Source organism: Priestia sp. P5_B4 (assembly GCF_056400385.1).
Genome location: NZ_JBFULJ010000114.1, coordinates 1 through 8,575 on the forward strand (window position 1 = coordinate 1; position 8,575 = coordinate 8,575).

10 protein-coding genes are annotated in these 8,575 nt (G+C 36.8%); 7 read left to right on the forward strand and 3 right to left on the reverse strand.

What is annotated here, in order from left to right; translation table 11 throughout:
* Positions 1–7: 7 nt before the first annotated feature.
* Positions 8–196 carry a transcriptional regulator gene (locus AC1DRF_RS11800; protein ID WP_477740806.1) on the forward strand — a complete coding sequence of 63 codons (189 nt, stop codon included), beginning with the start codon at positions 8–10 and terminating at the stop codon, positions 194–196.
* A gap of 96 nt (positions 197–292) precedes the next feature.
* On the opposite strand, the gene AC1DRF_RS11805 is transcribed toward AC1DRF_RS11800, so the two are convergent.
* On the reverse strand, positions 293–1,024 hold the full coding sequence (locus tag AC1DRF_RS11805; RefSeq protein ID WP_427076687.1) for a ZIP family metal transporter: 732 nt from the start codon (positions 1,022–1,024) through the stop codon (positions 293–295).
* 461 nt (positions 1,025–1,485) lie between these two features.
* Between AC1DRF_RS11805 and AC1DRF_RS11810 the strand changes: the two genes are divergently transcribed.
* The 3 genes from AC1DRF_RS11810 to AC1DRF_RS11820 all read left to right on the forward strand — a co-directional run bounded on the left by AC1DRF_RS11810 (position 1,486) and on the right by AC1DRF_RS11820 (position 3,605).
* Positions 1,486–2,871, forward strand: a complete 1,386-nt coding sequence (locus AC1DRF_RS11810; protein ID WP_427076688.1) for an amino acid permease — start codon at positions 1,486–1,488, stop codon at positions 2,869–2,871.
* Between the two features lie 155 nt (positions 2,872–3,026).
* Entirely contained in the window at positions 3,027–3,248 is a 222-nt protein-coding gene (locus tag AC1DRF_RS11815) for a hypothetical protein (protein ID WP_043979137.1), read from the forward strand.
* A 156-nt stretch (positions 3,249–3,404) separates the two neighbouring features.
* Entirely contained in the window at positions 3,405–3,605 is a 201-nt protein-coding gene (locus tag AC1DRF_RS11820; RefSeq protein ID WP_013056287.1) for a hypothetical protein, read from the forward strand.
* An 89-nt stretch (positions 3,606–3,694) separates the two neighbouring features.
* Here AC1DRF_RS11820 and AC1DRF_RS11825 read toward each other — a convergent pair whose 3' ends face one another.
* Together AC1DRF_RS11825 and AC1DRF_RS11830 are read right to left on the reverse strand one after the other, a co-directional pair.
* Positions 3,695–3,904 (reverse strand): alpha/beta-type small acid-soluble spore protein, encoded by a 210-nt coding sequence (locus tag AC1DRF_RS11825; protein ID WP_013058452.1) that lies wholly within the window; start codon positions 3,902–3,904, stop codon positions 3,695–3,697.
* A gap of 90 nt (positions 3,905–3,994) precedes the next feature.
* Positions 3,995–4,978, reverse strand: coding sequence for a LacI family DNA-binding transcriptional regulator (locus tag AC1DRF_RS11830; RefSeq protein ID WP_427076689.1), 984 nt, complete (start codon positions 4,976–4,978; stop codon positions 3,995–3,997).
* 327 nt (positions 4,979–5,305) lie between these two features.
* Here AC1DRF_RS11830 and AC1DRF_RS11835 point away from each other — a divergent pair, with 327 nt between their 5' ends.
* From AC1DRF_RS11835 to AC1DRF_RS11845, 3 genes are all read left to right on the forward strand, one after another.
* The gene (locus AC1DRF_RS11835; protein WP_043979132.1) at positions 5,306–6,547 is read left to right on the forward strand and encodes an MFS transporter; all 1,242 of its coding nucleotides are present in this window, start codon (positions 5,306–5,308) and stop codon (positions 6,545–6,547) included.
* A gap of 12 nt (positions 6,548–6,559) precedes the next feature.
* Entirely contained in the window at positions 6,560–8,026 is a 1,467-nt protein-coding gene (locus tag AC1DRF_RS11840; RefSeq protein ID WP_477740804.1) for a glycoside hydrolase family 32 protein, read from the forward strand.
* A gap of 273 nt (positions 8,027–8,299) precedes the next feature.
* The coding region (locus AC1DRF_RS11845; RefSeq protein ID WP_477740805.1) for a protein adenylyltransferase SelO family protein at positions 8,300–8,575 on the forward strand (276 nt) is incomplete at its 3' end.

The window sequence follows — 8,575 nt, forward strand, 5'->3', positions numbered from 1 at the left end:
GGATCTAATGGATAAGATTAAAGAATACAAAAACTTAATTTGGAGAGTAGGACCAGGAAGTGAAAGAACTATAGAAGCTGTTCAAGAGATTCAAGGAATGGAAAAAGAGTTAAAAGCACGCAATGCAGAATTTGAAGCTACGGATTGGAAAGCTTTTACTCGGGAAATAAAAGAAAACTACGATTTTACTTATTAAGAAGACACATTCATAATAATGTGATAAGGAAACACGTCTCCAAGTAGAAGGCTTTGTGCTTTCTACTTGGATACGATAGAAATAGTATGAAGACAATTAAGAAAAATGATCTAATATCAGCGAAGCAAGTAATCCAAGTGCAGCAATTAATCCCGTAATAGAACCTCCTTCTTCATAGGCCTCTGGCATCATTGTAGAACCTACCATAGCAATGATACCACCGCCGGCAAAAGCAGCAATAGCAGCCATAAGTGTCTCAGATGCATGGTCTAAAAAAACAAAACCTGTCCATGAGCTAAAAGCTGAAATGAACAAAACAGCTGCCCATAGTAAAAAAATTTTCTTTTTAGAGAATCTGCTTTTTACTAGACCGGTCGTACTGGACAGTCCTTCAGGAATATTACTTATAAAAATAGCGATAACAAGAAGCCAGCTAACGGTTGCATTTTCAATTAAGCTAGCCCCAATCATAATGGACTCTGGGATGGCATCCATTACGGTTCCTATAAATATAGCAATTCCAGAACTACTCGCAGCCATTTGTTTGGTAGACCTCTTTCTTTTACTCGCTCCTTGACGTGAAATTAGATAGTCTAAAAAAGTAAAAACGACAGCCCCGGCAAGAAAACCAAGAGAAGTAGCTTTTAACCCGCCGTTATGAACCGAGTCTCCAAGCAGCTCATAGGTAGATGCTCCGATTAATACACCTGTCCCAAAAGCCATAATATAACCAATTATCTTTTTGCCGATAGGCAAAAAAACTGCTGCCAAAGCACCAAGAAGGACAGCTGATCCTGAAATTCCGCCCCACATCGCAGCTTGCCACATGAAAAATCCCTCCTCATCTCTATTTTCTATGGATACTTTCCCTAAGAAGAGAAAGAAGAAACGTAAAAGGAGAAGAAAGGAATTTTTTCGATTAAGTAGTGGTTTCATTTCGTTAGCCTTAAGAAATAGAGTGTTCCCGTACCCTGCGTCTATATTTATTTTGAATGTTCATAAAATTTAAATTATACTGAAATAAAAAACTATTTCACTCAAATGATTGATTTAATAAAGGTTAAAGGTTTAATTGAGTGTTTTTCTGAAAAAAACAATTGTATTTCTGAGGGAAATTTATTATTATAAAATAAGTAATTATACAGTCGGATAGCTAAAAATAGAAAAAGTAGTTTAGTTGTAAAGGTACTAGGTAAAAATGGAAGGTTTTAAAAACGATAGCTGTTCCATCAGACACAAAAAGTATCTTTCCTAACAGAGCTATAACAAGTTTAGGAGGAGGAAATGGAATGGCAGACAAAGAGCTAAAAAGAGGCCTAGAATCCCGTCACATTCAAATGATCGCGCTAGGCGGAACAATTGGCGTTGGATTATTTATGGGATCAGCAAGCACCATCCAATGGACAGGTCCATCGGTATTGCTTGCTTACGCAATCTGCGGAATGTTTATTTTCTTTATTATGCGTGCCATGGGCGAAATGCTGTACATGGAACCAAGCACAGGTTCATTCGCTACATTTGGCCACAAATATATTCATCCATTGGCAGGTTATATGGCTGCGTGGAGCAACTGGTTTCAATTTGTAATCGTAGGGATGTCTGAAATTATAGCGGTAGGAGCATATATGCATTATTGGTTCCCACATTTACCAGCTTGGGTGCCTGGTATTATCGCCATGTTGATTTTAGGCACAGCAAACTTAATTTCAGTAAAATCATTTGGAGAGTTTGAATTTTGGTTTGCGATGATTAAGATTGTAACAATTATTTTAATGATTATCGCAGGACTTGGGTTGATTTTCTTTGGATTTGGAAATGGCGGAGACGCAATTGGGATATCAAACCTTTGGGCACACGGCGGTTTCTTTGCAGGCGGATGGTCAGGCTTTTTCTTTGCGCTATCTCTTGTTATTGCAGCTTATCAAGGAGTCGAGCTAATTGGTATTACAGCTGGTGAAGCAAAGGATCCTAAAAAAACGTTAACAAGCGCAATTCAAAGCATCATCTGGCGAATTTTAATTTTTTATATTGGAGCAATTTTTGTCATCGTGACGGTATATCCGTGGAATGAGTTGGATTCCTTGGGAAGTCCGTTCGTATCTACATTTGCTAAAGTTGGCGTTACAGCAGCTGCAGGTATCATTAACTTTGTAGTTATTACAGCAGCGATGTCAGGCTGTAACAGCGGAATTTTTAGTGCAGGACGCATGCTTTATACGCTTGGTGTAAACGGTCAAGCACCTAAATTCTTCACAAAAATTTCTCGTAACGGTGTTCCGATTTACAGCACACTCGCTGTTATGATTGGGTTAGTAATTGGAGTTATTTTAAACTACATCGCTCCACCGAATGTATTTGTTTATGTATACAGCGCTAGCGTGCTTCCAGGAATGATTCCTTGGTTCATTATTCTTATCAGCCAAATTCGTTTCCGTAAAGCTAAAGGGGCTGAAATGGACAGTCATCCTTTCAAAATGCCTTTTGCGCCTGTAACAAACTATATAACTATTGCTTTTTTACTTATGGTGCTTGTAGGCATGTGGTTTAATGATGAAACGCGTATTTCACTTATTGTAGGGGTTATTTTCCTCGCTCTTGTTGTCATCAGTTTTTACGCATTCGGAATAAATAAGCGCATGATACCTGATACAGAGAACGGTCAACTAAAGAAATAACTATGCTTTTTCATAAATGAAAAGCAAAACAAAAAAACGGCTTTTCTCAGCCGTTTTTTTGTTTTGTTTAAATGAAAGATACAAGAAAAATGTTATTGTGCGCTGATAGTTTGGATAAACTATATTCGTTCATATAACGTAAAGGAGCGAATGTTATGAGAAGCCACAGATATATTATCAAAGATTCACTAAAAGCTGATGAAGTTGCTAGAGATTTGGAATTGCAGCTGGACATAAACCGAATGTCGGATGTCAGAATCCTTTCGGTAAATGCACAAAACCAAATACTCGTTCAAATGGAGGAGGAGAACGAAGAAGCAGGAGATGTTATTGATGTATTTATGAAAGAGTATAAAACCGCAGAAATTATTGAATAGCATGTAATTGAGAAGAATATTGAGGGGTTTCGTTGAATAAATAAAAAGAAAACACCTTTAATTTTTATTAAAAAAGGAACGCACGAAGAAAACTTCTTGTTTATCAAGAAGTTTCTTTTGTATCTGAACATTCGTTTGTATAGGTAAGGAGAGGTGATGAAGGTGAAAAGAAATGGTGAGGGTCACGTCTTTTTTATTATTCTTGGAGGCCTGTTTATTTTAATAGGCACACTCTTTGCAAATACTTCCGTTTATTTTCTCATCTCCGGATGGATAGCAGCCGTCTGTTGTTTAGGAATCAGCGCTGTACTAAAGAAAGGAAAAACAAAATCAGTCAGTAAAGAGGAGGAAGAATAATAATTTTTATATAAAAATGGAAAGTAAATATATGAAAAGGAAGAATGGATATCCATTCTTCCTTAAGTCATGGTGTGTATGAAATTGTCTTAGAAACGTCCGCCGCCAAGTTGTTGCTCAGCTAATTGTACAAGACGTTTTGTGATTTCGCCGCCTACTGATCCGTTTGCACGTGCAGTAGTGTCAGCTCCTAAATTTACTCCGAACTCGCTAGCGATTTCATATTTCATTTGATCGATTGCTTGTTCAGCTCCGTATACTAATAATTCATTATTATTGCTGCTTTTGTTGTTTGCCATTGTATTCAACTCCTTTCTGTAACGTTAAGGTGTGAATAAAGGAAGAAGAATATGCAACAAACTGATATTTATTTTATAAAAAATGTATTTTTACGTTGTTTGTCCTTCTAGAAGCTTAACGGGAAGGCAGATTTCACGAGGTATATTGGTGAATTCTCCTTCAATTTCTTTTAGTAAAATATCAATGGCTGTTTGAGCAATCGATTCAATGGGCTGTTGAACTGTAGTTAGACCAGGTAACAAAGTCTGACTGGCCTCCGTTCCGTCATAGCCCACGATTTTTAAATCTCTTGGGATGTTTTTTCCTCTTTTTTGTGCTTCTGCAACTACTAAAGCTGCAAGTAAGTCATCACTTGCAAAAATACCATCTACTTCCGGATTTTCTTCAAAAACCTTAGAAATAGTTTCTCTCTGGATGTTGCGGTCGAAGGTATTTGAAATTTCATACGTGATAGGCTGTTTTTCGTACTTTTTCATCACGTTTTCATAAGCTTTCCTTCTTAAGTTAGCTGGAGTTTCGAGTTTAAGGGGGCCGTTAATATGAATAATATGCTTACAACCTTTTGAAATGAGCAATTCCGTGGCTTGTTTTCCTCCAGCATAGTTATCAGAAGATACGGTAGGAATATCTGTTGATAAATAATGATCCACTGCTACCACAGGAAGACTTTGACTTTCTGAATCAAAAATACCTCTATTATAAGTGACGGCAATCACACCATCTACCTGATTTCTGATAAGCATCTCTACATATTTTTTTTCTTTATCAATTCGATTAAGACTGTTGCAAAGAAGTACTTTGTAGTTAAGAGAAGCACATATACTTTCAATGTGAAAGGCTAACTCTCCGAAAAAAGGGTTGCTCGTTTGCGGGACAATCATACCGATTAAATTTGTTCGCTTATTAAATAATGAACGTGCAATATCATTTGGGAAATAATTAATTTCTTTCATTGCTTTATAAACATTTTCTCGCGTTTCTTTGCTTATGTAACCACGGTTATTTAATACACGAGAAACGGTAGTCGGTGAAACACCTGCAATTTTTGCTACATCACTAATCTTGGCTTTCATCTAGTTTCCTCCTAATTTCTCCAAAACATTGCTTTTATAGTATATATCAGACATGTAAAAGCCTTAAAATAAATTGCAATCAAGCAAATAGCTTTCAGTCGTTACGTTTTCTTTTGAGTGATAAAAATCTATGTAAGGATTGTAAACGGTTTATTAAACAATTTAAACATACCACAAAGCCCACTTTTACACCTAATACAATCTTTTTTTAAATATAAAATATGAAACCGGTTGACATATGAAACCGGTTGACATAAAATCAAATTGAAAGTGCTTTCATTTTGTTAGATAAAAGATTTTATATCTTAAGCTAAAGGGGTAACTAAAATGAAAAGTTCAAAAAGTTTATATTGGAAGCTGAGTGCATATTTTTTCTTCTTCTTTTTTACGTGGTCGTCAAGCTACTCTTTATTTTCTATCTGGTTAGGGCAAGAGATTAAGTTGAATGGATCAGCAACAGGCTTAATCTTTTCTGTAAACGCTATCTTTGCTTTGTGTATGCAGCCTTTGTACGGATATATATCTGACAGGATAGGTTTAAAGAAACACGTTTTATTTTTTATTAGCTGTCTTTTAGTGTTTGTAGGACCATTTTATATTTTTGTTTATGGACCTTTGCTTCAATACAATGTGTTGATAGGGGCTATTATTGGAGGCCTATATTTAGGAGTAGCGTTTTTGGCGGGCATCGGAGCGATTGAAACATACATAGAGAAAGTCAGCCGGAAATATAAATTTGAGTACGGAAAATCTAGAATGTGGGGGTCATTAGGCTGGGCTGCAGCTACGTTTTTTGCAGGACAATTGTTTAATATTAATCCTCACATTAATTTTTGGGTGGCATCTGTTTCAGCAGTTATCCTAGTGGCTATTATTTTTTCTGTAAAAGTAGAAATGAGCAGTTATGAAATGGAAAAAGCTGAATCCGTCACGCTAAGAGATGTAGGCAGTTTATTTTTATTGAAGGAATTTTGGTTTTTTATGATTTATGTTGTTGGTGTTACATGCGTATATGGGGTATATGATCAGCAATTTCCTATCTATTATGCATCTTTGTTTCCTACTGAATCGATAGGTAACCAAGTATTTGGCTACTTAAATTCGTTTCAAGTATTTTTAGAAGCTGGAATGATGTTCGCAGCACCGTTTATTGTAAATAAGATCGGTGCAAAAAATAGTTTAATTTTAGCAGGGTTTCTAATGGGATTTCGTATTATTGGGTCAGGGCTTGTTGTTGGTCCAATTGGAATATCTTCGATGAAGCTTATTCATGCATTAGAACTTCCTATTATGCTCATTGCCATCTTCAAATATTTGGCAGCTAACTTTGACACGCGCCTATCTTCTATCCTTTATTTGGTTGGATTCCAATTCGCTTCACAAATAGGTGCTTCAGTTCTTTCACCCATAGCGGGAGGATTATATGATAGCGTAGGTTTTTCCCGTACCTATTTAATTATGGGAGGTATGGTTTTGGTATTTAACGTTATTTCAATGTTTACACTACTAAACTCTAAAAAACATAGATTTATAAGAAAAGATGTACAAGAAAACACGCAGATTATATAGGGGGATATGATGATGTTAACGGTAAATAAAATCGAGCAAGCTCAACATTCATTAAATGAAGCAGAGAAAAAGGTGAATCATCAATATCGGTTAGGGTATCATATTATGGCGCCAGCGAACTGGATTAATGATCCCAATGGGTTGGTTCAGTATAAAGGAGAATATCATGTTTTTTATCAACATCATCCTTATGACGAGAACTGGGGACCGATGCATTGGGGACATGTGAAAAGCAAAGATCTTGTTCATTGGCAGCACTTGCCGATTGCTTTAGCTCCTGGAGATCCATTTGATAAAGATGGATGTTTTTCTGGAAGTGCCGTGGATAACGAAGGAGAGCTTACGCTAATTTATACAGGACATAATTATATAGACAAAGAGCTGGATACTTTTTTTCAAAACCAAAATATAGCTGTTAGTAAAGACGGCATTACCTTTGAAAAAGCAGAGGCCAACCCAGTTATTGCTGAGCCGCCAGCAGATAGCTCTCATCATTTTCGGGATCCTAAAGTATGGAAGCACGAAGATTTCTGGTATATGATTCTAGGAAACTCAACAAAGAAACAAGAGGGCTGTGTTATCTTATACCGATCTTCAAATTTACGACAATGGGAATATGTTGGTGTCCTTGCTAAAAGCGATGGAGATCTAGGGTACATGTGGGAGTGTCCAGACTTCTTTGAGTTAGACGGAAAGCATGTGTTAATGATTTCTCCTCAAGGGATAGAAGCAAAAGGTGATTCCTATCACAACCTTTTCCAAACGGGATATTTAGTTGGAGAATATAATTATGAAACCAATACATTTCATCATGGGTCATTTACTGAATTAGATTACGGCCACGATTTTTATGCTGTTCAAACGCTTTTAGATGATAAAGGGCGGCGAATTGCAATTGGCTGGATGGACATGTGGGAAGCTAATATGCCAACGAAAGAGGATGGATGGTGCGGTGCGCTAACGCTTCCGAGAGAACTAACTTTAAGAGGGGATAAAGTGTTAATGAACCCCGTCCAAGAGCTTACATCACTTCGGAAAACTCGGTATAATATGCTAACCAATAAGGCTCTTTCTAACAGTTATGTAGTAGAAGTAAATGAAGACTTGCTAGAGATACAAGCTGTATTTGATTTAGCAGACTGCCAAGCTTCATCGGTAGGAATAAAAATTCGTGGAATAAACAACGAAGAAACGCTTATGTGTTACAACCTTAATGAGCAAAAGCTATTGCTTGACTGTACTCACTCGGGAAAAGAAGATGGGGTGAGGAAAGTAGCGTTACAAGCAGGTGAGACACTAGCTTTACGAATATTTGTGGACCGTTCTTCCGTTGAAGTATTTGCAAACGAAGGACAAGCGACCATGACGAGCCGTATTTATCCAAAAGAAAGCAGGCTCGGAATTGAATTATTTACTGAAGGAGGAAACGTAATCGTAAAAGAGTTAACGTATTGGAATTTAAAAGATATTTGGGGGTAAAATACAGAGGAAGAAGTATATTAATACTTCTTCTTTTTTGAGCATTTAATAGCTCGTCAACAAAGCGGAGGTATATAAATGGATAAGGCACTTTAGATTAAAAGTACGAGCAAATACGATATAATAGTAAAAGAGAAAATAAATAAAAGAGAAACTGTCCTGCTCTAAGACGCCCAAAAGAAAGCAGGGTAGAGCAAGGCTTACTGCGCTTATAAAACAAAGATCAGTAAAGAAAGAATTATGTTTTAAGACACAAAAAGAAAAGGAGATACGATGACTAATCAAAAAGAAACAGGATGGAATTTACGTAATAGCTATGCGGAGTTACCAAACATCTTTTTTACCCCTCTTGATCCTAATCCAGTGAGTTCACCTAAAATAGTTAAATTTAACGACTCTTTAGCCGCATCTCTAGGGTTACAAAAAGAACAGCTGCAAAGCCCAGAAGGAGTTAGCATTTTGGCTGGAAACAGTTTTCCAAAAGGTGCTTTCCCGCTTGCACAAGCTTATGGGGGGCATCAATTTGGCCACTTTAACATGCTAGGAGAC